The sequence below is a fragment of the Lacrimispora sp. YZC11 genome (genome assembly GCF_057543815.1).
On record NZ_BAAJYQ010000006.1, the window covers coordinates 1164648 to 1188977 of the forward strand.

Genomic DNA, 24330 nt, shown 5'->3' on the forward strand with positions numbered 1-24330 from the left:
CAATAATTTCATTATACCAATGTTTTTGATTTAAAGTCTTTAGATTCAATTAAAAAACGCGCATATTCGATCAATTTTCCCTTATTCCCAGCCTTTTTGAGCGCTGATCTTACAGTGCAGTAACTTTCCCTCATAATTTTCTTCCGATTTCTTCCATTGATAGGGGGAGATATTCAAAATTTTTCTAAAATTCCGGTTAAATGCAGAAATAGAAGCAAATCCCGATTCCTCTCCAACCTCTTCCATGGATTTATCCGATTTTTTTAGCAGCTCACAAGCGTTTTGAACCCGGATCAGGTTGATATAATCCAAAGGCTTCATATTCATTCCCTCTTCAAAAACTCGTCGGAAATGGCTTTCGCTCATGTTGCATGCGTCTGCTAAGCTGCTTACCTTGATCTCCTGATGATAATATCTGGAAACATAATCCAGGGCGCCTGCCAGAACGGCGTCACTGCACCTTCCCCCTGCAATCCGTGCCTCATCATCAGAAAGCCGTAAAAGCTCCACCACAAGGGCATAAAGATAACCCCGTAAGCTGTCTTTGTAATAAGGCTTTTTATGGCGGGCTTCTGCCATGATTCCCAAAACCAATCGGGACAGGGCCGGATGTTCCTCGCCTGACAGAAGGTATCCGGTCCTGTGGAGCCTCTTTATTATGCTTCTTTGGAGCACCGGATCATAGCCGTATACTTCAGATACGATTTTTTCTAAGTCAATGTACATCCACTCCCAATAGGCCTTTGTTCCCTCTGCACTGTTAGTGGTATGAGGAAGCCTTGGAGGTACTATCATCACCGAATGTCCGGAAAAAGGAAGACGCTCCTGTCCTAATGCCACCTGCCCGGTCCCCCAGTGGCAATATCCGATTTCCATCAGATCGTGAAAATGAAGGTATTTAATATCCTTCCCATATTCCCGGATCCAATCCTCTCCCAATAGAGCCAGTACCAATTCTGACTCCGGAATCGCATAGAAGCGGAATTCCACCTTCTCCCTTTGCTTTGCCACAAACATCTTTCCCCCTTTGTCCAGATATTTCCTAAAGCGGCCATATTATTTAACGGCAAAAATGAAAAAAGCATTCCCTGCCATGAAAGACTGCTATCATCATGGCAGAGACTGCTCTTCTTTAGAATTATGGTTATGATACCCTGGAGATTAAATTACAAGTGAGGGCGGCGTATAAACCCTTGCCGCTAACTCCGAATCCAGTAAATACAATCCCTTTGCATCATTTCCAAATAGGTCATATCTCTTTATAATCTCATCCGTGTTTTTTTCCTCTTCATTCTGTTCTTTTACAAACCAGTCGAGGAACTGCATGGTACGGAAGTCTTTTAAATCATAAGCGGTTCCGTAAATATCATGAATGGAGGCCGTTACCTTTACCTCATGATCAAAGGCGGTCAGTGCCGGCTGGCGGAAATCCGTGTAAACTAAATCAGGAGCCTTAATATCTTCCAGTACAACCTTTTCGCCATTGTTAAGTAAATAATTCATAAATAGCATGGCATGATCCCGCTCTTCCTGAGTCTGAATCTTAAACCAGTTTGCAAAGCCGTTTAAATTACTATCCGCATAATAGTTGGATATGTCCAGATAGATGTATGCCGAATACAGTTCGAAATTGATCTGTTTGTTTATTTTCGCAACAATTTCTTTATTTAACAAAATCTTCGCCCTCCTTTTTTATCTGTTTTTTCTATTGATTACTTCCTATCAGATTACATTGAATGCATTTTTCTCTAAACCGCAGATCAGGCATGTCCAATCGTCCGGGACATCCGTATTTTTGCATTTAACACCTCCGTAAAATGATATATTATATTCTAACATCTTTTACCAAATTATTCAATGGTGTAATAAGAATATTTTATTTCAGATAACGTCTGATAATACTCTCTTCTGATATGATTTACTTATGCATATCAGTGGCCTGCTGCAATCCATTTCAGATTTTGGGGTAGATCCTGCTGCCGCACCTGGCTCCCCATATCCCACGCTTCTCATCATAAAGAATCTGTACAAACCCATCAGAATATCTGCCCTTTATCATGGCAATATGCGGGCTTACCGTACATACTTCTTTCTTTTTTCCATTCATTGCCATGGCCAGCTTCCCTTCCTCTGACAGGCTCAGGGTAAAACTCTCCCCTTCTCCCATAACATAGTCTCCTGATACTGACCTTATAAATGATTCGCTCCATGCATATTCCTGGTATTCCGCTTTAGGTATAACAGGGTCTTTCCCCTGATACATGCGCATAGCACCGTCTGCAATCACTCCGGCAGAGACATCCATGGTATTGCAAAGGACGATGACTCCTGCCTCATTATCATAGGACCAGGACATGTTGGAGGACACTCCGGGAAGACTTCCTCCGTGTTCAAGGACCTCCAGCCCCTCCATGGATTTCCTGCACAATCCATAGCAATACCAGCCTCCCGGTCTGTAAAACTGGCGTGGCTTACACATTTCCCTTATGGAATATTGGGAAGCAACTCTGGTTTCGTTTAATCCCTTTCCTTCATTTAAGTACATGCAAATGTATTTAAGCATATCGGAAACAGTGGATTTCATGGCTCCGCCGCCGTTTAAAACAAAGGCATTGTCATGATAATCCCTGGTCGCTCTGTACACTCCGTTTTCCGTTGTATAAAGTATGGAAGCATTATCATCCCTGGCTGGTTTTACAAAGTCACAGAAGCTCCTTTCCATTCCCAATGGGCTGATGATGTGCTTCAATAAATAATCAGCAAAGGTGGGCTGGTCCCCAAAATTCTTTATGATATCGGATAAGATCCCAAAGCCGTCGTTGCAATAGCTCATCAGCTCTCCAGGCCTCCCGATTAGATCCGTCTGGTCATCTAAGCGGGAGGCCACTCTTTTTACGCCCTCTTCGGCAAGGGCGTTCACATAAGCTAAGTCTCCGGCTTCAGACTCCTGAAGGCCCATATCCTTTGCTACCTCTTCCACCAGGATCCGGGGCAGAGGAAAAAAGCCACCGCTGTGACAGAGCAGATGCCAGATTTTCACCGGCGCTTTCTGGTTTTTGTTTGTGAACGCTGGAACATATTTGCTGACAGGATCAGAGAGGCTGATCACTCTCTTTTCTGCCAGCTGAATGATGGCAAGGCTTGTAAAGGATTTTGTTATGGATGCGAGTCCAAAAATAGTCTGGTCGTCTATGGGCAGCTTCTGCTCCTCATCACGGTATCCGAAGTATTTTTCATACTGCACCTGGCCTTCCTTGTCCACGATGGCTACTGCCAGCCCTGCTGCTCCCTGGGTGGTCATGATATCCTCCACCAATGCTTCAAATCTCTGTTTGTTTTCCTCTGTTATTCTATTCATCTCTTTTTACCTGCCAGTCTTCTATAAGCTCAGTCACCTGTTCCGACTGAAACTCCAAAAAGCTAAGTCCTCTGTCTTCATATTCCACTTCCCCCCTTTGATTGTCTATGGGGTCTGCCCGGAAATATTTTCTGGGAGGAATGAATTCTGACTGGAGACTTCCATTGGCTGCCATGCGGTAAATATCCAGGTTTCCAAAGTAGTAATTCCAGCGCTCCATCTGGCCCATACGATATGCACTGCCGCCAAAGGAGGGGTCCGCATACAGCCAGCCATAAGGTTCTATGTAAAATTCCGCCCAGTCATGGCAGCCGGTATACAAAGGGGATGCGTGAAGGCCCGACTGCCATCTGGCAGGAATCCCGGCCATACGGCACAGGGTAATGAAAAGTATGGCCTGGACGCCGCAGTCCCCCTTTAGATTCTTTCCCGCATATTCGGAAATATTATCGATCCCTGCATACTCCCGCACAAACGAATACTTTACCCTGGTAGTAATGAAATCATAGATTTTCCTGGCAACAAGGGCAGGGTTCTCCTCTCCTTCCCGTATTTCTTCCAAAAGTTCCTTTAGAAAGGGAGTGAATAGAATATGGGGCGCCTGTTCCCCTTTATAAAACTCCGGATGGGCATCCACCGCCTTCTCCGGGTCCACCTCCACATAATCTACGGAGTTTAAATAGCTGTATCTGACATAAAATTCCTGATCCGGCTTTAATTCCGTTTCAAAGCACATGGTTCTTTGTTCTGCATCTTCCGGTGCGATTACAGTGATCTCCGGAGAAGCCTCAAGAATTTTGATGTCCTTTACCTGCCTGCATTTGCGAGGGATGGGAATATGGACTCTTACCTTTTCCCCTACCCGTTCCGACTCCTTGTTAATCCGGATGGAAGCCCTTATGATCACTCTGGCCTTTTTTCTTCCATGGTCTTTCATATAAGATACGTTGTCATTCAGCATCTTTTGCCGCAGGATGCCGGCATCATCATCTTCCCTTACTTTCAGCCTCATCCGGTAATCAGACCTGGTTTTTATGATATTATCCAAAAATAATTTATGGAAATGGATCTCCCCATTGATATAGATCCAGTCAGCCGCAGAGGATCTTACCAGCTCATCAAGTTCTCCTTCCATGACGTCTGTAAACGTCCGGTTTAACAGCTCTGCTGCCTCCTGCCTTTTATAGGGATACTCATTCTCATCCAGGATACCTATGATTTCCTTTTCCAGTTCCAGCCGCTTTCTCATGCATTCCGGTAAAAATCCGGATAGCATATGGCCGATGGCTGATTTTGCCTCTACTAAATACCCTGCATTTTTAAGACGTAAAATATCGTCGGGCAAAGGGATCTTTGCCCATGAAATATCATTGATCATAAGCTATACCTCCATTGTAAGATGGTGGTACCGCGGCCTTTTTGCCCCAATACCACCAGTCATGTTATTTTAAACCTATAAACCCGAAGCCAGGTTCCTCCGGGAGCACCAGGGTCTTTGTACATTCCGTCCCAATACCGCCCTCAAAGGGAAGTTCGCTCAGAGAAAAGGTGGCATCCAGATCCGCTCTGGTTATGTTCCTCACCGCAGCGCCAAGGCTGGCAGCGGCAGTAATGCCAATGTTTGTTTCCTCCGCCATGCAGCCCAGCATGCATTCAATTCCTGCCGTCTCGCAAATAGCATTGATCTTTAATGCTTCCCGGATGCCGCCGCATTTCATCAGCTTGATATTCAGCACATCAATTGCTCTCCGTTCTACAAGCCGTAGGGCATCCTTTGCGTTAAAGCAGCTTTCATCGGACATGATGAGGACTTTACTATTTTTCGTAACATATTCAAGGCCTTCGATATCCGCAGCCTTCACCGGCTGTTCCACAAGTTCAATATCAAATTCGTTTAAGCGTTCAATAATCTGAAGCGCTTTCTTGGCCGACCAAGCCTGATTGGCATCAATGCGGATCTTCACATCCGGCCCGACCGCTTCCCTGATGGCCCTGATTCTGGCTACATCCTCTTTAAACCCTGTGCCCACCTTAGTCTTAATGGTATCAAAACCGTTTCTCACATGAGCTGCTGCCTTTTCCGCCATGATTTCGGGCCCATTGATCCCTACGGTAATGTCGGTTTCTATTTTATTAGAATAGCCGCCCAACAGCCGGTACACAGGAAGACCGGCCTTTTTTCCCAGGATATCATAGCAGGCAATATCAATGGCAGTCTTTCCGCAGGGCGCATGGGCCGCAGCCCGGTCAAGATTCCAATAAACCTTTTCAATATCCGTAGGATCGGTTCCAAGAAGGGACTGTTCAAAATGCTTAATGCTTTCCACAGTTCCCCCCAGATTCTCCCCAGTTATCAACACACCTGGAGCGCCTTCTCCATAACCGCATAGCCCTTCATCCGTTTCCACCTTTACCACCGCGCTTATGGCATGGGTAATGGTTCCCAGGGATATATGGAACGGTTCTTTTAAGGGTACCTTCACTGTCTTTACATTAATACCTGTAATTTTCATTGTCTTTAACCTCCGTACATATTCTGTTATTTGTTCCATTCTCCTGCAAAATGACATGCGCAGCAGTGTCCGTTTCCATAATCCTTCATCTCCGGTGCTTCCTTCCCGCAAATTTCCCTGGCCATAAAGCACCTGGTATGAAATACGCAGCCGGAAGGCGGATTTGCAGGGCTTGGCAGATCACCTTCCAGGATGATCTTCTCATTCCTAGTATGGCGGTCCGGTACCGGAATAGCCGAAAGCAGCGCCTTTGTATAGGGATGGAGCGTGTTCTGGTACAAATCAACTTTATCGGAAATCTCTACCATATGTCCCAGGTACATGACAGCAACCCTGTCAGAAATGTGTTTGATTACGCTTAAATCATGGGAAATAAAAATATAAGCCATTCCCATCTGCTTTTGAAGCCTGCGCAAAAGATTAATTACCTGTGCCTGAATGGATACGTCAAGAGCAGATACCGGCTCATCGCACACCATAAGCTCCGGCCGCAGTACGATAGCTCTTGCAATTCCGATTCTCTGTCTCTGTCCCCCTGAAAATTCATGGGGATACCTGTTATAATATTTTGTATTAAGGCCCACGATCTCCATGGTCTCCAAAACCCTTTTCCTTTTCTCTTCCCTGCCTGTTTTCCACTGGATGTCCAAAGGCTCTGCTATGATATCACCGATGGTCATTCGGGGGTTTAAGGAAGCATAGGGGTCCTGGAAAATAATCTGCATTTTACTTCTGCTCTTTCTCAGTTCCCCGCTTCTCAGCTTCATAAAATCCTGGTCCTCAAAAACGATCTCACCTTCCGTAGGTTCGATCAGCCGAAGCACAGAACGTCCCATGGTGGACTTTCCACAACCTGACTCCCCTACCACGCCTAGGGTTTCTCCCGGATACAATTGAAAACTCACATCATCCACAGCTTTAATATATACCTTTTTCCCTGAGAAAGGGGAAGATTTTGCCGAAAACCACTTTTTTAAATGCTTTACCTCCAGCAAAGGCTTTCTCGTCTCCTGGCTGTCCATTATGCCTCCTCCTTCCATTGTGACTCATATTTAAAACATCGGATCTTCCTGCCGTCCTTTTCCGTAAGTTCCGGCATCTTTTCCCCGCATTTGGGTTTTGCATATTCACACCTGGGGCAAAAGGCGCAGCCCTTTGGCATTGAATCGTAGCTTGGAACCATGCCCTTAATGACAGGAAGCTCCTCCACCTCACCATCCAGCCTGGGGATACAGTTCATAAGGCCTTCCGTGTAGGGATGCATGGGATGATCAAAGATTTCGTCCGTAGTTCCCTGTTCCACAACCTTTCCTGCATACATGACCATGACATCATCTGCCACTTCGGCTATTACACCCAGGTCATGAGTGATCATCATGATGGAAGCGCCTGTCTTTTGCTTTAATTCATTAATCAGCTCCAAAATCTGTGCCTGAATAGTGACATCAAGAGCTGTCGTCGGCTCATCACAGATTAAAAGCTCCGGATTGCAGCAAAGAGCCATGGCGATCATGACCCGCTGGCGCATGCCCCCGGAAAGCTGGTGAGGGTACTCATCGATCCGCTTTTCCGGCAAAGGGATCTTTACCATGCGAAGCATCTCTATGGCCTTTTCACGGGCCTGCTGCCTGGATATTCCCGCCTCGTGAATGATCAGGGCTTCCATGATCTGCTGTCCTACGGTGAACACAGGATTTAGGGAGGTCATAGGCTCCTGAAAGATCATGGCAATCTTCTTTCCCCGGATCTTTCTCATTTCATCTGGGGATTTCTCTAAAAGATTTTCTCCCCGGTAGATAATTTCCCCGCCTTCAATCCTTCCCGGAGGGGTCTCTATAAGCTGCATAATGGATAAGGAGGTAATGCTCTTTCCACATCCTGATTCCCCTACAACTCCCAGGGTTTTTCCCTGTTCTATGGAAAAGGACACATCATTCACTGCCTTTACCACGCCTGCATCTGTATAGAAATATGTTTTCAGATTTTTAACTTCAATTAATTTATTATCCATCTTTTCCTCCTGATCAGGCTCTAAGCTTGGGATCCAGGGCATCTCTCAGTCCATCCCCAAAGATATTAAATGCTACAACCGTCACCATAATGGCAATTCCTGGCACGATGCTGTACACCGGAAGGAAGCTGATAAAAGACTGGGCAGAGCTGATCATGTTGCCCCAGCTTGGAGTAGGCGGCTGGATGCCAAGGCCAAGAAAGCTTAAGGAGGCCTCATACATGATGGCATTTGGAATTCCCAGGGTCACAAGCACGATCACCGTTGATAAGCAGTTGGGAATCAGATGCTTTGTAATGATCCGGAAGGAGGTTCCGCCGCTGGCCTTGCTGGCCTCCACATACTCTTTTTCTTTTAGCTGCATGACAGAACCGCGGATCAGCCTGGCAGTTCTCACCCAGGTCAGAAGACCAAGGGCAATAAACAGGTTCTGGAGGCCCTGGCCCATAAAAGTCATAATCGCCATAGCAAAGAGAAGATCCGGGAACGCTGCAAAAATCTCCATGATCCGGGATATCAGGGTATCCACCGCCCCTCCGAAATAGCCTGCAATGGCTCCAAGAGTGATTCCGATAACCGATGCAAGGATCTGAGCCAGGATTCCAATGCTTAAAGATACCCTGGTTCCATGGATCAGACGGGATAAAATATCTCTTCCATATTCATCTGCACCTAGAAGATGCTTGGAGGAGGGTGGTGCCAGAACCGAGGCATAGTCCTGGTAAGTAGGATCATACGGGCTTACAACAGGCGCAAACAGAGCCAGCAGAATCAGGAAAAAGATCACTCCCAGACAGAATAAAGCCGCCTTATTCTTTTTAAGTCTCTTAAAGCTGTCCTTATAATAGCTGGAATATTCCATCTCACCTTTCAGGAGCTGTTCTTCAAATTTCCTCTGTTTTGTAAAAATACTTAAAATCTTCATCAGTTTGCTCCTTTCCCATAGCGGATTCTAGGATCAATAAATGCATAAGAAATATCCACCAGCAGATTTACGATTACAAATACGAATGCAATATACATCACGGTCCCTTCCAAAAGCGGCAGGTCACGGTTTGACATGGAATCTACCGCCAGCTTTCCAATTCCGGGTATGGAAAAAACCCTCTCGATTAACATGGAACCTGTCAGCATGTTTCCAAGCTCTGTACCCACCAGCGTAATAATGGGAATCATGGCATTTTTTAAGGCATGCTTCATAATAACCATGCTTTCCTTTACTCCCTTTGCCCTTGCGGTTCTGATATAATCCTGCTTGACCACGTCAAGCATGCTGGTGCGGGTGATACGTGCGATGCTTCCGGCATAGCGCGTGCCCAGGGCAATGCTTGGAAGGATAAAAAATATTGGTCCCTCAAAACCGGAGATTGGAAGTAAGTCCAGCTTCAACCCGAAAACGATCTGAAGAATGATGGCGATCCAGAAAGACGGTGCCGACACTCCGATAATGGAAGTGGTCATAAGCACTGAATCGATCCATTTTCCCCGGTTAATGGCAGCGGCCATACCACAGGACACACCCAGTACCACGGCAAATAAAAAGGACATGGAGGCCAGCTTTACGGTCACCAAAAAGCAGCGCACCAGGGCCGTTGTCACTACCTCTTTCGTAAAATAAGATTTGCCGAAATCCAGATGGATGGCGCCCTTTATAAAATTCAAATATTGCTGTGGCAGGGACACGTCAAGCCCCAGCTCATGACGTACCCTGGCAATGGTCTGCGCATCCGCCCGCTTTTCAAGCATTAACTCCACAGGGTCTCCCGGTACGACCTGGAGAAGAATAAAAGTAATAAGACTGATCCCAAACAATACGAACAGTGTCTGGAGCAGTCTTTTTGAAATATATTGAAACATATGGTTCCCCTTTTTCTTATTTAAAAGGGAGTGGAAAACCACTCCCTTAGGTCACGTACTCCAATTGCATTATTGTTGGAAATCTGCGTTAGCGTAGAAGCTTCGGAATGTTGAATCCATGACAAGGCCTGTAATCTTTGGATTTAAAAGATAACATTTGGACTCATTGTAAATAGGAGCGATAGCAAAATCCTCTCTTGTGAGAATGTGTTCGGCCTTTACATATATTTCCTGGCGTTCTGCTTCATCCGAAGTCTGAACACCAGCCTCCATAAGCTTCTTAAATTCCTCGTTATGCCAGAAGCTTGAAGAGCGGTCTGTACGGGAATCACTTACCGGATACAGCATGCTGTCCGGATCGTTGTAATCCACATACCAGTTGCCTACTCCGGCATCCACGCTGCCTGATTTTTTCATATCAGACCATGCCGCTGAATCAACCTGTTCAATCGTAACGTTAATGCCTGCTGCCTTTGCCTGCTCCTGGAATGCGGTGGCAATGGGGATAGAGGTTGCATATTTTGTGTTTACCGTAAGTCGGAGGTCATATCCATTTGCATATCCTGCCTCTGCAAGTAGAGCCTTTGCGCCCTCCGGATCGTAAGCAAATTCCTTCTGGGAATCATCATGTCCGATGATACCGGCTGGAATAAAGGAGCTTGCAGGCTTTGCAGTGCCGTGGAAAATACTCTCGCAAATCGCCTGTCTATTGACAGACATGGAAATGGCCTGTCTTATTTTGGGATCGGAAATAGACTTAACATTAAAGGTCATGTAATATCCGCCGATAGGCTGGAACATATGCATCTGATCTTTTAATTTTGGATCCGCCTGATAAACCGGATACATGTTTGTCTCCACATCCACGTAATCTATATTTCCCTTCTGGTATTCCAGAACCTGAGTATTGGCATCCTCAATGAACTTATAGCTTACACCGTCAAACTTAGCGGCATTGCCATGGTAGCCGTCAAATCTGGAAATCTCCACGCCCACGCCCGGGGTATAGCTGTCAAACTTAAAGGGGCCTGTACCGATCAGTTCTGACTTTCCCCAGTTATCCCCTGCCGCCTCGCAGGCATCCGCAGGATAAATCCCGCAGTAGGGAGTGGATAAAACAGAAACAAACGGCGTATAGACCTCTGACAACGTAATGGTGAAATGAGTATCATCAATGACTTTGATTCCGGTCAGCTCATTGGCAGAACCGTCTGCCAGAGCTTCATAGCCTTCCACCTTTTCTAAAAGGCTACCCATGCTCTGCTTTTTTACAACCCTTTCCAGAGAGTACTTGACATCAGAGCTTTTCAGAATCTCCCCGTTATGGAATTTCACTCCGTCAATCAGTTCAAAGGAATAGGTAAGCATATCATCGGACAGCTCCGGCTCCTTGGCTAAAAGCGTTGGAACCACCTTTCCTCCATCCAGGGTCGTAAGAAGGGATTCCACCACATTATCCGTAACCTTCATGATAAGGCTGTATGTATATTGCTGCATATCATATGCAACCTGAGGATCCACTGCCGCTACACGGAAGATCTTTGCTCCTGTGCTTTCAGCCGCTGCGTCGGAGCCTGCCGCAGCCGTTGTTTCAGATGTTGTGGGGGAAGGGTTTGAAGAACCGCCGCAGGCGGATAATGCAGCCGCCATGGAAACAGCCAAACCCAGCGAAACGAGCTTTTTGATGGTTTTTTTCATAATTTCTCTCCTCATAAAGTGTTTAATTATGCATTGTTCTGTATTAAGTACTTTCCTCAGTTTACTGATACTATGCGCATTTGTCAATATTTCACGGTATGCAAATAATGCATAATTATAATTACCCTACGTTATACCTATGCAAAACACCAGGCTTCCATCTCCACATACACATAAGAAAAAGGCCGCTGCTTTGTCTCTGGTTTCCCAGTGACAAAGCAGCGGCCTTTACAGGCTGAAAATTACTTTTTAATTTCTTTTTTCTTCTCCCACATAGCCCAAAGCGTACCTGCCACGCAAATGGAGGAGTAGCATCCGGTCAGGATACCAAAGAACATTGGAAGAGAAAATTCCAAAATAGACCCGATCTGGAAGTAGACAGAAGCTGCCAGAATGATAAGCACGCAGATCCCCGTAGTACAGGACGTATTGATGGATCTTCCAAGAGTCTGGGAGGTACTGATATTTACCAGCTCATCGACCGGCATTTTGGAATCCTTCTTTCTGTTCTCACGAATCCGGTCATAGATAACAATGGTATCATTGATGGAATAACCGATAATCGTAAGAACTACCGCCACAAAGGCATCGTTTAACGGAATCCGGAACAGCACGAATGCAAAGAACACCACAACCACATCATGAACCAGTGCGATCATTGCAGTAACTCCTGCCGGAAGGCCGGATATCGCTGAAAACCGGATCCAGACATAGATTACAATGAAAAGCAGAGACAGTAAAATGGCAACCACTGCGTTCTTTAGCGCCTTTGCTCCGATATAAGGCTCAACCACATAGGTCTCTGACAGCTTTGCATCTACTTTTTCAGAGGTGCTGTTGATGGCATCCGTTACATCTTTCTGGTCTTCCGGAGACATACCCGAATTTCCCGCAAGGGTAACAGAAAGCCTTTTAAGCCCGGTCATATTATCTTCCTTGATCTGAACCGTAACCGGACGGTTTGTCTGCTTCTCAATGGCCGACTGGATCTTACCTGTATCCGCCTCGTCTGATACGGAATAACTTAACACCGCACCTCCGGTAAACTGGGTATCCAGCTTTACTCCAAAAATAAAGCAGCCAACAATTCCGAAAAGGAAAATCAGTCCGGAGATGATTCCATAAATATATTTCTTCTGATAGAATGGTATGATTTTTTTATCTTTTCTGATCCGGAACCATTTTTCATCGCGCCATAAATCATGCTGAGTAAGAGATAACAAAAGCTGCTTTGAAACAGTAACGCCTACCAAAAGGTTGACGATCATACCGATTAGTAAGGTATAACCAAAACTCAGCATGGTTCCAGAACCTAAGAACATCAGGATCACAGCAACGATGGCTGTTGTTACATTTCCGTCTAAAACAGACGAAAAAGCATTCTTATATCCGGTTAATATTGCGCCTTTCACGGAAATGCCCTTTTTTAGCTCATCCGAAATACGTTCTGAAATAATAATATTCGTATCCACCGCCATACCTATGGTCAGGATAATACCAGCGATACCCGGAAGAGTCAGAGTATACTGGGGAATAGAGACGGCAAGCATCTGGAGAACCGTCTGCAGGACCAGGGTAACACAGGCAACAGCACCTGGCAGCTTGTAAAATACCAGCATAAACAGACAGATTACTAAAAATGCAGCCATTCCCGCATACACCATAATTGCCAAAGCATTGTTTCCAAGAGAAGGGCTTATGGTGGAGAAATTGGTGGTCTTAAGGGAAAATGGAAGAGAACCTGCATTGATCTTTTCAGCCAGATTCTTTGCATCATCATAATCCTGCATTCCCGTAATAACAGCCTGCCCGCCTGATATCTTAGTCTGTACCGTCGGGCTGGAGATCAGATCCTGATCCATGTATATGCTCATCCGTTTTCCGATCAGCTTTCCTGTCGCTTCTTCAAACAGCCTGGCGCCTTCCGCGTTAAAGCTAAGAGCTACCTGATAGCTCTTGATGCCGTTGTTATTTGCGGTCTCAGGTGTTGCATTCTGTACATCCTTTCCCTGAATCAACACATTACCATCCGGATCCCGGAACGTAAGTTCAGCCATTTCTCCTAATTCCGCAATGGCCTCTTCCGGGTTAAAATTAGTCTCCCCGGATTTCCATGGGAACCGGACGATGATGTATCCTCCATTTTTATCCACGGTCACCTCGCGGTCAACGATATTCTGGTTATCCATACGTGTCTCTATGACCTGTCTGGCTGTGTCAAGCTCTTTTTCTGATGGGTTACGGTCAAGTCCCTGGGGTTCAAATACTGCCTCAACACCTCCGCGGATGTCGATACCGTAGCGCATTTCACGTACGCCCTTAATACTACTTCCGGCCCCAAATGCCGCAACATAAATGAGAGCTGCAACTACCACTAAAATTGCAGCAATCATTTTCTTTCCTGGCTTCATAGGTTATCCTCTTTTCTTGTTAATATTTTAACTAATTTTTAAATTCCTGCCCTTATTCCTTTCTCACCATCTGAATCATGGATGTACCTGATCAAATAATTCTTGCCAGCATTCACTTCCTTCATCAGCATGGTTCGATCCGACCATAAAACAAGCGGGACAAACACGAAAAATTCCCTGGCCGCCAGGTACTTTAATGGCAAGATTCCGATCAAAGACCTGCTCCAGATGTCAATCAAATTTTCACCCGCAGTCTCTTCCTCTAAGGCCCCCGGAAATTCGGCGACCGCATCATTCTTTTTCGAATGGTCATATCCCTTTGGCAGGGCCTGGGTTAAAATCAAACGGGCCTGTCCGGGAGTAAAGTCCATGCCCAGTGCATTCAGTTCTCCAAAAAGTAAGGCAATGCAGCATAATAATGCCAGTATTCGTTTGACAGACCTGGTTCTATTTACCTGGTATTTCAATGGTATTCCTCCTGCGGCAGCCGCATCATAAAAAACATAATAATCGGATGATATCCTGTTGCATTGTACTACAATTATTTACGAAACACAACCCTGGTCTTCTGGAAAAGAAGCCATATTCACAGGAGATTTTGTTCACCTTAAAATTTTGTTCAGGATATATTCCAAAGAACCTTTTTCTTCCTCAGTAAGCGGGGAGAAAATTGAGTCATTTTCTCTCTTCCAGTCTCTCATATGTTCTTCGGCCGATTCCAATCCCTTACCGGTCAGAGAAACCTTTATTTCTTCTCCTTCATCCTGCTTCCGGCTGATCCAGCCCTTTTTCTCCAGCCTTTGCAAGGCCTCTTCCATCTCCCTGAAATGCAGCCCGGAATTTTCCTTAAGCTCTTTTTGTGTCAGGCTGCCTTTTTCTGCCAATGCTGCCATTATATAAAGCTTAACCGCTTTCCCGCCCTGCTTCCCCGCTTTCCGGTCAGGCAGCAGACGGCAGCCATTCTGGCAAAGGCGCAGCAGTCTGATTTCAGACTGGATACTTCTCCATTCATCTGTATCAGGAACTGTGACTGGTTCCTTTTTGTCTTCCTTTTTTTCTTCCTTTTCCTTCTTACTTTCCTTTTTCCTCTTTTCTGCCAATGCCTTTCCTTTTCCGCAATGGGGATCTTTTAAAGAACAATGTCTTTTGCAGTATGGGCAGTGTTCTTCTGCAAGTATCTCATTTTTCATTCCTGCTCCTCCTTGTGTTCATTCTTATATTTCCGATTTTCGTATTGCAATGCTTACGGTCATCCGTTGATACTGTTATTATATTTTTCTATACCATTTATATCAAGCTATTTTTTTTATAATCTCCTAATTCTACATGAATTTGCAGTAAAAGGGCCGGAACCCGAGACTTATAAAAGCCTGCAGTTCCAGCCTGACAGAATGCAAGTGCAAGATCCCTTAAGCTTCTGCCCAGAGGATCCTTCTGGTGAATATGTACAACTTTAAAAAATTCTGTTGCATTTCATTTTAAATCATTGTACTGTGAAAAAGGACCGGTCCTAATATAAAGAAAGAAGGAAATACTATGATAATGAAAACAGAACATATTGCTCCCTGCACCATGGCTTATATAAGGCAAACCGGCCCTTATGGTCCGGATAACATAAAGACCATGGAACGCTTAAAACACTGGGCAAAGTCCAGGAATTTAATGAACGGTCATTCCGTCATTCTGGGAATTGCCCAGGATGATCCTCGTATTACACCGCAGGAAAAATGCCGGTATGATGCCTGCCTCCTATTGCCTGGAGATTATTCCTTCGAAAGCTCTGCCCCAGACCAGAATGTACACTATGGCAGCATTACCGGAGGAAATTATGGAGTCTTTACCATAGACCACACAGCCGGGGCAATCCAACAGGCCTGGGAAGAAGTTTTACAGCAGCTTTTTGCAGAAAACTATGTTCCTGATTCTTCACGTCCAATTTTAGAACGCTACAAGGCTGAGCTGGTAGAGCGGCACCTTTGTGAAATCTGTGTCCCGATCCAATAAATCCTGAATGCCGGGGTGGCTGCCAAGGGGATGGTGGAAGCCTGAATCAGTAGATAGAAAGAAATAAAAGGCGAAGCCTGAAAATGGCTTCGCCTGAACTATTTGTTATTCACCAAATACTGACTTATAATCCGCCTTGAATTTCTCAATTCCCTGATCGGTCAGCGGGTGCTTTACCATCTGAACCAGTACACTGTAAGGTACGGTAGCTATGTCGGCTCCTGCCTTTGCACAGTCAATGACATGGATCGGGTTGCGGACGCTGGCCGCAATGATTTCTGTCTCAATTCCGTGTTCCTTAAAAATATCCATGATATCACAAATCAAATCAATCCCCGGCATGGAGATGTCATCCAGACGGCCTAAAAACGGTGAAACGTAGGTCGCGCCTGCGCGGGCGGCCAAAAGTGCCTGAGCGGCAGAAAACACCAGTGTCACATTGGTTTTGATTCCTTCTGCAGTCAATACCTTAACTGCTTTCAGTCCTTCCACGGTCATAGGGATCTTTACAACCATATTGGGATGGATCGCTGCGATTTCACGGCCTTCTGCAATCATGCCTTTCGCATCCTCAGTTGTCGCTTTCACTTCTCCGCTGATGGGTCCGTCCACGATGGAAGTGATTTCTTTGATGACTTCAACAAAATCCCGGCCTTCTTTGGCGATCAGGGAAGGATTCGTGGTAACACCGCAGATGATGCCCATGTCGTTTGCTTTCTTCACATCTTCCGTATTTGCTGTATCGATAAAAAATCTCATGGCAATTCTCCTTAAATGTTATATTTATTCATAACTAGCCAACTTTGCAAAATTCGATCTTCTCGCCATTAGGGCCTTTAAAAAGAAAGAAACGATTGGTGAGAGGCGCAAACATCTGGTTGGATTCTATTCCGTTGGATATGAGCTTATGTCCCTTGGCCACGATTTCCTCATATGCTTCATCCAGATTTTCGCAGGTCAGGGCAATGTGGTCGATGTTTCCGATGGGCTTCGCATCTTGGCGTCTGGGATAGTATTCAATGACACAGCTCCCGCATTGCAGCATTCCCCGGATACCTCCATCCACCAGTCTGGTAAAGCCCAGATCTTCGTAGAAAGCTACGGTTGCTTCCGGTTCATCCGTGGGAATTGCCACATGGGCAACTCCCGATGGTTTGTTTTTCAGCATAAGAAACCTCCTATGCCAGCAGGCTCTTTACATATTCAGCAATGGATTCATCCTTGCAGTTTGCGAAGAACAGCTCTCCAAATTTCTCGCCGCCAACGGCTCCCTTTACCAGTTCCTGGTCAAGTCCCTTTAAGCAGGTTAAGATATCCTTTAAGTTATTTTCTCTTACCACATCTAAGATTTTCTTATTTCTCTGCTCCGGAATGGCTCTCTCTCTTGGGTAGCCCTGTCCGCTTGCTTCAGAGAATAATTTTTCAAATGTATATTCCAGATTCAGTTCTGCACCCCAGCCAAAGCCTTTTGCAAACGGCATGGCGATCGCATTGCCGTCATTGATCTGTGCAAACATGTAGCCATCGCTTGGATCGCACACATGGCCGCAGATTACGCCAGGGAAGCTGTTCAAGGCCAGCATGGCACCTTCGCCTGTTCCGCATCCGGTAATCACATAATCCGCTGCACCGGAGTTTAAAAGAATGGCTGCCAGGATTCCGTTCTGTACATAGGTCAGGGAATTGCTGTCCTCTGCGGAATACATGCCATAGTTATCCACGGTATAGCCCTTTGTATCTGCAACCTTCTTTAAGCTGTTGTAAATCATTTCGTTTTTAGCCGCCTGGCTGTTCTCATTAATCAATGCGATTCTCATGCTTCCAACACTCCTTTTATCTGATTATATACCTGTTTCTCACTCAGTCCGTATTCTTCCAAAAGCTCTTCCGGCTTTCCGGACTGGCCGAAACGGTCCTGTACACCGATCTTCTTAAATGTTACGTTACACTTGTTTTCCAGAAGAACGTCGCCAACAGCATCTCCAAGACCGCCGATGGTGCTGTGTTCTTCCACGGTTATGACATTGCTGCACTTTAAAGCATATTTCAAAATACATTCCCTGTCAATAGGCTTAATGGTATGCATATTGACAACTGTAATGGATTTCCCTTCTGCCTCAAGCTTCTTTGCACATTCCAGTACGGTTGATACCATGATGCCGCAGGCAAATACCACTGCATCTGTTCCTTCTTTTAATACGTTTGCTTTTCCGATCACAAAGGGCATATCCTCTTCAAACACAGGACTTGGGAGTCTTGCAAGGCGAAGATAAGCGGGTCCCTGCATTTCTGCAACTGCCTTTACGGCGCGGTGGGTTTCACTGGCATCACAGGGAACCACCACGGTCATGCCGGGTATTACCCGCATAAGAGCCATATCTTCAATGGCCTGGTGGCTTCCGCCGTCTTCTCCAAGTGTAATTCCTGAATGGGTCATGCCCAGCTTTACATTGAAATTAGGGTAAGCTACGCCATTTCTTACCTGCTCATAAGCCCGTCCGGCGCCGAATATGGCAAAGGTGCTGCAGAAAGGTATGTATCCCATAGTAGAAAGGCCTGCACTCATATCAACCATATTTGCTTCTGCAATTCCTGCATTAAAAAACCGTTTCGGGAACTTTTCTGCAAAGGTGGCAGTCATCGTGGCATGTGCCAGATCCGCATCCATTACAACAACCTTCTCATTCGCCTCTCCAAGTTCAGCAAGTGCCTCACCATATGCCACTCTAATTGCTTTCATTTCACTCATGTCATTAACCCTCCAGTTCCTTTAATGCCTGCTGTCTTTCCGCTTCACTTGGTGCCTTTCCGTGCCAGCCTACCTGGTTTTCCATAAAGGAAACGCCTTTTCCTTTTACGGTGTGTGCCAGGATGCATTTTGGCTTTCCTTCCATGGTGCTGATAGAGTATGCTGCCAGCACTTCTTCTAAGTTGTTGCCGTCGGGAAGTTCCAGTACATTGAATCCAAATGCTTTGAATTTGGAAGATAAATCACCGAGGGACATAACCTGTTCATTGCTTCCGTCAATCTGGAGACCGTTGTTATCAATGATGATGGTTAAGTTGTCCAGATGATAGTTGGCTGCTGCCATGCATGCCTCCCAAACCTGTCCTTCCTGAAGTTCTCCATCCCCAAGCATGGTATATACTTTTGTATCCTTGTTCTGGGCCTTTGCTCCAAGTGCCATTCCTACCGCAATGGAGATTCCCTGTCCCAGAGAACCGGTAGAAGCATCGATTCCGGGTACTTTTTTTGCATCCGGATGTCCCTGAAGAATGCTGTGGAGCTGACGGAAGTTCTTGAATTCTGCTTTGTCAAAAAATCCCATCTCACCTAAAACCGCATAATAGCAGGGAGCTGCATGTCCCTTGCTCAGTACAAAGCGGTCCCGGTCCTCATTGTCAGGATCCTTTGGATCTACCCGCATCTGTGTGTAAAACAGCCCTGCCATCAGCTCTACGGCTGATAAAGAACCGCCTGGATGGCCGCTGGCTGCATCAGCTGTCATATTAATGATATCCTTACGGATATCATTGCATTTCCCTTTTAATTCCACAATGTCCATCATGTTCTTATGCCTCCGTCTAAATTATGAAATATTACTTCTTGAGTGAGCCTCTCTTTTTTAAGTAATCCACGTATACCGCTCCAAGGATTACGCATCCCTTTACTACAAACTGCCAGTAGCTGTTTATCTTAAGCAGGTTCATACCATTGTTAAGAACACCGATGATCAGTACACCGATCACGGTTCCGCCCATTGTACCGATACCGCCGTTAAAGCTTGTACCTCCCAGTACGGAAGCTGCGATTGCATCACGCTCAAAGCCTTCTCCTACGGATGGCTGACCGGAATACAGTCTTGCTGCCAGAACCACACCGGCTAAGGCTGCCATCACACCACTGATGATGAAAACCCTTACCTGGATCCATTTGGTATCAACACCTGCGTATTTGGCTGCTTCCTTGTTTCCGCCGGTGGCATAGACATGACGTCCAAAGGAGGTACGGTTCATAATGAAATAAAGAATTACAAATGCAACGATTACAAATACAACCGGAATGGGAATTCCTAAGAAGCTTCCTACTCCCATGTTGTTGAATGTTTCGTTATTGGACTGTGCCGGCTGACCGCCTGTTAATATGTAACTGACACCGCGAACGATGATCTGCATGGATAAAGTTACGATAAATGGCGGCAGAGTTGTGTGTGATATGACATATCCATTGAAAAGGCCAATGACCGCACCAAATAACAGGGGGATCAGAAAGCAAAGGGTAACCGGCAGTCCCGCATTACCGCAGCGTACGGCAATAACACCGGCAGCCGCTACGACGGAACCTACGGATAAGTCAATGCCGCCGCAGATCAACACGCATGTGATACCGAATGCAATGAAACCATTTACGCATACCTGGCGCAGCACGCTGAGCAGGTTATTTTTAACAAGAAATGTATCGGTTGTAATCGATAAAACGATACACAGGAATACCAGAGCAATCATGGCCGCCATATTGCGTTTCAGCCAGATCATAAAGGGATTGGTGTTCCAGAGGCTTGGTGCTTGTATCTCGGATGTCTCTGATTGATTCTTCTTGCTTAACATGTTGTATGTTCTCCTCCCACTGCAAATGACATGATCTTTTCCTGTGAAGCTTCTGTTTCCTGTTGGTCCAGAATTCCGGCCAGATGTCCTTCCCGCATGATGGCAATCCTGCTGGAGTTGTTGATGATTTCAGGAAGCTCCGAAGAAATCATGATAATGGAAACTCCTTCACTGGCAAGGCTATGCATCAGCTTATATATCTCAGCCTTTGCGCCTACGTCGATCCCTCGGGTCGGCTCATCCAGAATGAGTACCTTCGGCTTTGCTGCCAGCCATTTGGATATTACGATCTTCTGCTGGTTTCCGCCGGAAAGCTCTCCTGCCGACTGTTCAATGGAGGCCATTTTAATAGAAAGCTTCTGTTTGAACTCGTCCACAATCTTTGATTCCTTTTTCCTGTCCACTCGTAACTGATGTATAAATTCAGAAAGCACCTGGAATGTCAGATTGGTTGCAATGGTGTGGCCAAGGAAAAGCCCCTGCTCCTTACGCTCTTCCGGCACCAGTGCAATGCCTGCACTTATTGCATCCTTTGGACAGTTGATGGAAAGCTTTTTCCCTTCCAGCCAGATCTCTCCAGACCGAATGCTGTCGATGCCGAACATTGCCAACGCCAGCTCGGTACGCCCCGCCCCTACCAATCCTGAGAATCCAAGTATTTCCCCTTTTCTCAATGTAAAACTGATATCGGATACCTTATCGGTTGTTAAATGTTTCACTTCCATGATGACGTCCCCGCCGATGACACGTTTGTTTCCATACATGTTGTTAAATTCACGGCCTACCATCATGCTGATTAATTCATTTTCTGTTGTTTCTTTTGTATCTCTGGTTCCTATAAACTTACCGTCACGGAGTACCGTTACCGAATCACAGACCTTAAAGGTTTCTTCCATACGATGTGATATGTAGATCATCGCAACCCCGGCTTTTTTTAAACGTTCGATCTGTGTAAACAGATTGTCTGTCTCGCTTTTTGACAAAGATGCTGTGGGTTCGTCCAGAATCAGGATTTTTGCCCCCTCATTCACTGCTCTTGCAATTTCTATCATCTGCTGCTGTGCTACGGATAACCCCCGAATCAGCATTCCAGCATCCAGATCCAGTCCCAGCGCATCAAGAGCTTTCTGCGCCTCATGCTTCATTTTCCGGTAATCTACCATCTTTAAATGGTTTTTTGGTTCCCGGCCAAGAAAAATATTTTCTGCAATCGTCATCTCAGGAATGTTGGTGATTTCCTGATGAATAAAACTGACACCATACTTGCGGGCATCGTCTACCGTCTTAATGGAAGCTTCCTTTCCATCCATGTAGATAGTACCCGAATCAGAACTGAAAATACCGCCCAGGATTTTCATCAAGGTGGATTTTCCCGCACCATTCTCCCCCATAAGAGCCCGGACTTCTCCGGGCTTTATGGAAATACTGACTCCGTCAAGTACAACATTGCGACCAAACGCTTTGGTAATATCTTTCATTTCAAAAACATATTCACTTGACATGTTTTTAACACTCCTGTTCTGCATTCTTCGCTACGGGTCAACACTTTACGGATTACTGATCTACGTTCTCCTTTGAAATGATGGACATCGGTACAACTACCTTCTCTTCAATGGTCTGTCCGGAAAGAAGACGATAAGCGGTTTCGATACAGGTTGTACCGATTCCTGCCGGATCCTGCGCTGCAGAAGCTATCATTTCGCCGGCGCGGATAAAGCCTTTTCCTTCATCAGAACCGTCTACGGAAACAACCTTAGTAGCATCTAAGCGGCCAGCTTCCTTCAGGGCAGCGATAGCTCCGCGGGCTGTCGGGTCATTGATTGTGAATACTCCGTCGATTACCGGGTTTGCGTTGATAAAGTCTACCATGATCGGCTGGGAATAATCGGACTTTGGCTTCTCAACATCTTTGGTCTGGATAATCTCAATGTCAGGATATTTCTTTAATTCTTCTTCAAAACCGAGCTGACGGTCATAGCAAACTTCTGTGGTACTATAAGTAATTTCAACTACTTTTCCTTTACCGCCTAAAGATTCAGCCAGAGCCTGGGCACAAAGCTTTCCGGCTTCCTTATTATCAGAAACAACGGTACATTGAACCAGTTCCGGATTCTTAACCGATGTATTAAATGCAATGACTGGTATGTCAGCTTCCTTGCACGCTTCCAGAGTGGCACGTACTCCTTCTGAGTTGATCGCAGAGATACAAATTACATCAACGCCCTGGTTGATCATATCAGCCACATCATTCATCTGCTTATTCTGATCACCGCCTGCATCCTGAATGATCAGTTCATCTTCTGACCCGCTCAAAGCTGCCTGCATCGCATCCTTGATCTGGATAAAGAATACATTGGTCAAATCCGGTGCAGAAACTCCGATCTTAATCGGCTTTTTGGTATCCTCTGTTTTTGCTGCGGTTGTTTCTGACCCGGAGCCGGCTACTGTGGTTTCATTTACTTTGGTTTCCTTTGCAGTGGAACCGCAAGCGCTTAAGGACAAGGCCATCATAGCTGATAATACAATTGCAGTAACTTTTTTCATAATAATCCACCTCTCAACATTTTTTCATTCTTTTGTAGTATACTTTGATTTGTTTCTGTTTTTATACCCTAGTTTTTGTTACAAATATTAAATCATTGTATGATATCATTCTTAATTGCGTTCCCGGGTTTGCATTTTTGTCTGCTGTCATACAATATCGCAACTAAATAATACATTTTTTATCGAAATTTGTCAATAGGATTTTTAAAATTATGCAAAACTAACAAAGGTTTGTCATACACTCTGCCATTGAGATTGTATTACAGCTTTACCATTTTCTGGCATTTCCATGAATAATCGTCTTCCATACTGCATTTTCCTCCCCTAAATTTTAAGGAGATAAAGTATTTTATCCCCGTGGCTTTATCATAGAAAATGTAAAAAAGGAGCGGCAACAGAACGATTTCCTTTCATCCGTTCTGCTGCTGCTCCTTCTTTTGCTTACCGCTTAATGATAACATTCAGATCTGTGTTGATCAGGGAGATATGTCTCTTTGCATAAAGCTCCGACACCTCTTCGTCCCGCGCTTTTAAGGCTTCTACTATATTACGATGGGCTCTTATGGCATTCTGGGCGTTCTGCGGTACCTGGAATGTCTTTAACCGGAAGTCCCGGATGCACTCGTCGATCTTTTTACTCATAAAAATCAGCATCTTATTTTTGCTGGCTTCCACGATCTGCCGGTGCAGCTTCTCATCATATTTGGCCATTCCGGCAATATCCTCTTCCTCTACCGCGCGTATAAACCGGAAATGGATCCGTTCAATCTGTTCAAGCTCCGCATCAGTGGCCCGCTTTGCTACGATCCGTGCACACAACGGCTCCACGGCACTCCGGACCTCGATATAATCTTTTAATTCCACTTCATTTTTAAGGAACCATTCTGCCAGTTCTTCCTGCCCCAGTTCTTTTTTACTGACCAGAAATGCTCCGCGTCCAGGTTTGATCTCCACCAGACCCCGGGCCTCCAGAATACGGAAAGCTTCTCTGACTGTTCCACGCCCCACCGTAAGCTTCTCACACCATTCTTTTTCCGTGGGTAATTTTTGTCCGACCACTATTCCGTCTGCTGCAACAAATTCCTTCATACTGTTAACTACCTGCTGCACGATCGGTATTCTAGAAACCTCTTCCATATTTCTCACTCCCTCTTCTTCAAATTCATCTTTCGTTTAAATATTTCATGATGTCATACAATCATTGTATCACATTTGAAGAAAACTGCAAACATAAACATGATTTTTTCTATTTTTTTCATACCCATCAGACAATCCAGCGGAGTGAATCTATTAAAAAAGGCCAAAGCAGAGACTTAAAAAAGCCTG

At 45.4% G+C, this 24330-nt stretch carries 23 protein-coding genes; 1 reads left to right on the forward strand and 22 read right to left on the reverse strand.

Annotated features, from left to right (window positions below; all coding sequences use genetic code 11):
• Positions 1 to 81 precede the first annotated feature (81 nt).
• The 13 genes from AC27IJ_RS11650 to AC27IJ_RS11710 all read right to left on the reverse strand — a co-directional run bounded on the left by AC27IJ_RS11650 (position 82) and on the right by AC27IJ_RS11710 (position 15038).
• Positions 82 to 1011, reverse strand: a complete 930-nt coding sequence (locus AC27IJ_RS11650) for a helix-turn-helix domain-containing protein (RefSeq protein WP_312442571.1) — start codon at positions 1009 to 1011, stop codon at positions 82 to 84.
• A gap of 150 nt (positions 1012 to 1161) precedes the next feature.
• Positions 1162 to 1674, reverse strand: a complete 513-nt coding sequence (locus AC27IJ_RS11655) for a ferritin (RefSeq protein WP_312442570.1) — start codon at positions 1672 to 1674, stop codon at positions 1162 to 1164.
• A gap of 280 nt (positions 1675 to 1954) precedes the next feature.
• Positions 1955 to 3358: a serine hydrolase domain-containing protein gene (locus AC27IJ_RS11660; RefSeq protein ID WP_487148937.1), complete on the reverse strand. Its 1404-nt coding sequence runs from the start codon at positions 3356 to 3358 to the stop codon at positions 1955 to 1957.
• Complete coding sequence (locus tag AC27IJ_RS11665; RefSeq protein ID WP_312442566.1) at positions 3351 to 4736, reverse strand: transglutaminase-like domain-containing protein; 1386 nt, start codon at positions 4734 to 4736, stop codon at positions 3351 to 3353. Before AC27IJ_RS11665 ends, AC27IJ_RS11660 begins: the two co-directional genes overlap by 8 nt.
• Before the next feature lie 64 nt (positions 4737 to 4800).
• On the reverse strand, positions 4801 to 5871 hold the full coding sequence (locus tag AC27IJ_RS11670) for a dipeptide epimerase (protein ID WP_487148939.1): 1071 nt from the start codon (positions 5869 to 5871) through the stop codon (positions 4801 to 4803).
• 26 nt (positions 5872 to 5897) lie between these two features.
• A complete protein-coding gene (locus AC27IJ_RS11675) occupies positions 5898 to 6893 on the reverse strand; it encodes an ABC transporter ATP-binding protein (RefSeq protein WP_487148941.1) in 996 nt (331 codons plus the stop codon).
• A complete protein-coding gene (locus AC27IJ_RS11680) occupies positions 6893 to 7882 on the reverse strand; it encodes an ABC transporter ATP-binding protein (RefSeq protein ID WP_487148943.1) in 990 nt (329 codons plus the stop codon). The genes AC27IJ_RS11675 and AC27IJ_RS11680 overlap by 1 nt, the downstream gene beginning before the upstream one ends.
• Before the next feature lie 13 nt (positions 7883 to 7895).
• A complete protein-coding gene (locus AC27IJ_RS11685; protein ID WP_313257798.1) occupies positions 7896 to 8807 on the reverse strand; it encodes an ABC transporter permease in 912 nt (303 codons plus the stop codon).
• Positions 8807 to 9739, reverse strand: coding sequence for an ABC transporter permease (locus AC27IJ_RS11690; protein ID WP_487148946.1), 933 nt, complete (start codon positions 9737 to 9739; stop codon positions 8807 to 8809). Before AC27IJ_RS11690 ends, AC27IJ_RS11685 begins: the two co-directional genes overlap by 1 nt.
• Before the next feature lie 69 nt (positions 9740 to 9808).
• Positions 9809 to 11437, reverse strand: coding sequence for an ABC transporter substrate-binding protein (locus AC27IJ_RS11695; RefSeq protein ID WP_312442556.1), 1629 nt, complete (start codon positions 11435 to 11437; stop codon positions 9809 to 9811).
• Positions 11438 to 11679: 242 nt separating this feature from the next.
• Positions 11680 to 13848 (reverse strand): protein translocase subunit SecD, encoded by a 2169-nt coding sequence (gene secD, locus AC27IJ_RS11700; protein WP_487148949.1) that lies wholly within the window; start codon positions 13846 to 13848, stop codon positions 11680 to 11682.
• Positions 13849 to 13886: 38 nt separating this feature from the next.
• Positions 13887 to 14315 carry a hypothetical protein gene (locus tag AC27IJ_RS11705; RefSeq protein WP_312500606.1) on the reverse strand — a complete coding sequence of 143 codons (429 nt, stop codon included), beginning with the start codon at positions 14313 to 14315 and terminating at the stop codon, positions 13887 to 13889.
• A gap of 135 nt (positions 14316 to 14450) precedes the next feature.
• Positions 14451 to 15038 carry a MarR family winged helix-turn-helix transcriptional regulator gene (locus tag AC27IJ_RS11710; protein ID WP_487148951.1) on the reverse strand — a complete coding sequence of 196 codons (588 nt, stop codon included), beginning with the start codon at positions 15036 to 15038 and terminating at the stop codon, positions 14451 to 14453.
• A 346-nt stretch (positions 15039 to 15384) separates the two neighbouring features.
• Between AC27IJ_RS11710 and AC27IJ_RS11715 the strand changes: the two genes are divergently transcribed.
• Complete coding sequence (locus tag AC27IJ_RS11715; RefSeq protein ID WP_487148953.1) at positions 15385 to 15852, forward strand: AraC family transcriptional regulator; 468 nt, start codon at positions 15385 to 15387, stop codon at positions 15850 to 15852.
• Between the two features lie 105 nt (positions 15853 to 15957).
• Here the strand turns inward: AC27IJ_RS11715 and fsa are convergent, their stop codons facing one another.
• The 9 genes from fsa to AC27IJ_RS11760 form a co-directional block, all read right to left on the reverse strand.
• Complete coding sequence (gene fsa / locus AC27IJ_RS11720) at positions 15958 to 16611, reverse strand: fructose-6-phosphate aldolase (protein WP_312442546.1); 654 nt, start codon at positions 16609 to 16611, stop codon at positions 15958 to 15960.
• Positions 16612 to 16645: 34 nt separating this feature from the next.
• Positions 16646 to 17020, reverse strand: a complete 375-nt coding sequence (locus AC27IJ_RS11725; RefSeq protein ID WP_487148956.1) for a VOC family protein — start codon at positions 17018 to 17020, stop codon at positions 16646 to 16648.
• A gap of 10 nt (positions 17021 to 17030) precedes the next feature.
• Complete coding sequence (locus tag AC27IJ_RS11730; RefSeq protein WP_312442542.1) at positions 17031 to 17669, reverse strand: RpiB/LacA/LacB family sugar-phosphate isomerase; 639 nt, start codon at positions 17667 to 17669, stop codon at positions 17031 to 17033.
• On the reverse strand, positions 17666 to 18601 hold the full coding sequence (locus AC27IJ_RS11735) for a transketolase family protein (RefSeq protein ID WP_312442541.1): 936 nt from the start codon (positions 18599 to 18601) through the stop codon (positions 17666 to 17668). Before AC27IJ_RS11735 ends, AC27IJ_RS11730 begins: the two co-directional genes overlap by 4 nt.
• A 4-nt stretch (positions 18602 to 18605) precedes the next feature.
• Positions 18606 to 19418, reverse strand: a complete 813-nt coding sequence (locus AC27IJ_RS11740; RefSeq protein ID WP_334308355.1) for a transketolase — start codon at positions 19416 to 19418, stop codon at positions 18606 to 18608.
• 34 nt (positions 19419 to 19452) lie between these two features.
• On the reverse strand, positions 19453 to 20460 hold the full coding sequence (locus AC27IJ_RS11745; RefSeq protein ID WP_312442539.1) for an ABC transporter permease: 1008 nt from the start codon (positions 20458 to 20460) through the stop codon (positions 19453 to 19455).
• The gene (locus tag AC27IJ_RS11750; RefSeq protein WP_312442537.1) at positions 20454 to 21962 is read right to left on the reverse strand and encodes a sugar ABC transporter ATP-binding protein; all 1509 of its coding nucleotides are present in this window, start codon (positions 21960 to 21962) and stop codon (positions 20454 to 20456) included. Before AC27IJ_RS11750 ends, AC27IJ_RS11745 begins: the two co-directional genes overlap by 7 nt.
• Before the next feature lie 52 nt (positions 21963 to 22014).
• A complete protein-coding gene (locus tag AC27IJ_RS11755) occupies positions 22015 to 23004 on the reverse strand; it encodes a substrate-binding domain-containing protein (RefSeq protein WP_487148960.1) in 990 nt (329 codons plus the stop codon).
• A gap of 441 nt (positions 23005 to 23445) precedes the next feature.
• A complete protein-coding gene (locus tag AC27IJ_RS11760; protein WP_312442532.1) occupies positions 23446 to 24141 on the reverse strand; it encodes a FadR/GntR family transcriptional regulator in 696 nt (231 codons plus the stop codon).
• Between the last annotated feature and the right edge of the window lie 189 nt (positions 24142 to 24330).

Excerpts from the sequence above, each read along its gene's own strand:
- AC27IJ_RS11670 (WP_487148939.1), bottom strand. The coding sequence starts at position 5,871 with ATGAAAATTACAGGTATTAATGTAAAGACAGTGAAGGTACCCTTAAAA.
- AC27IJ_RS11690 (WP_487148946.1), bottom strand. The coding sequence starts at position 9,739 with ATGTTTCAATATATTTCAAAAAGACTGCTCCAGACACTGTTCGTATTG.
- AC27IJ_RS11745 (WP_312442539.1), bottom strand. The coding sequence starts at position 20,460 with ATGTTAAGCAAGAAGAATCAATCAGAGACATCCGAGATACAAGCACCA.
- AC27IJ_RS11660 (WP_487148937.1), bottom strand. The coding sequence starts at position 3,358 with ATGAATAGAATAACAGAGGAAAACAAACAGAGATTTGAAGCATTGGTG.
- secD (WP_487148949.1), bottom strand. The coding sequence starts at position 13,848 with ATGAAGCCAGGAAAGAAAATGATTGCTGCAATTTTAGTGGTAGTTGCA.
- AC27IJ_RS11665 (WP_312442566.1), bottom strand. The coding sequence starts at position 4,736 with ATGATCAATGATATTTCATGGGCAAAGATCCCTTTGCCCGACGATATT.
- AC27IJ_RS11755 (WP_487148960.1), bottom strand. The coding sequence starts at position 23,004 with ATGAAAAAAGTTACTGCAATTGTATTATCAGCTATGATGGCCTTGTCC.
- AC27IJ_RS11725 (WP_487148956.1), bottom strand. The coding sequence starts at position 17,020 with ATGCTGAAAAACAAACCATCGGGAGTTGCCCATGTGGCAATTCCCACG.
- AC27IJ_RS11730 (WP_312442542.1), bottom strand. The coding sequence starts at position 17,669 with ATGAGAATCGCATTGATTAATGAGAACAGCCAGGCGGCTAAAAACGAA.
- AC27IJ_RS11715 (WP_487148953.1), top strand. The coding sequence starts at position 15,385 with ATGATAATGAAAACAGAACATATTGCTCCCTGCACCATGGCTTATATA.
- AC27IJ_RS11695 (WP_312442556.1), bottom strand. The coding sequence starts at position 11,437 with ATGAAAAAAACCATCAAAAAGCTCGTTTCGCTGGGTTTGGCTGTTTCC.
- AC27IJ_RS11685 (WP_313257798.1), bottom strand. The coding sequence starts at position 8,807 with ATGAAGATTTTAAGTATTTTTACAAAACAGAGGAAATTTGAAGAACAG.
- AC27IJ_RS11750 (WP_312442537.1), bottom strand. The coding sequence starts at position 21,962 with ATGTCAAGTGAATATGTTTTTGAAATGAAAGATATTACCAAAGCGTTT.
- AC27IJ_RS11735 (WP_312442541.1), bottom strand. The coding sequence starts at position 18,601 with ATGAGTGAAATGAAAGCAATTAGAGTGGCATATGGTGAGGCACTTGCT.
- AC27IJ_RS11760 (WP_312442532.1), bottom strand. The coding sequence starts at position 24,141 with ATGGAAGAGGTTTCTAGAATACCGATCGTGCAGCAGGTAGTTAACAGT.
- AC27IJ_RS11740 (WP_334308355.1), bottom strand. The coding sequence starts at position 19,418 with ATGGACATTGTGGAATTAAAAGGGAAATGCAATGATATCCGTAAGGAT.
- AC27IJ_RS11710 (WP_487148951.1), bottom strand. The coding sequence starts at position 15,038 with ATGAAAAATGAGATACTTGCAGAAGAACACTGCCCATACTGCAAAAGA.
- fsa (WP_312442546.1), bottom strand. The coding sequence starts at position 16,611 with ATGAGATTTTTTATCGATACAGCAAATACGGAAGATGTGAAGAAAGCA.
- AC27IJ_RS11680 (WP_487148943.1), bottom strand. The coding sequence starts at position 7,882 with ATGGATAATAAATTAATTGAAGTTAAAAATCTGAAAACATATTTCTAT.
- AC27IJ_RS11675 (WP_487148941.1), bottom strand. The coding sequence starts at position 6,893 with ATGGACAGCCAGGAGACGAGAAAGCCTTTGCTGGAGGTAAAGCATTTA.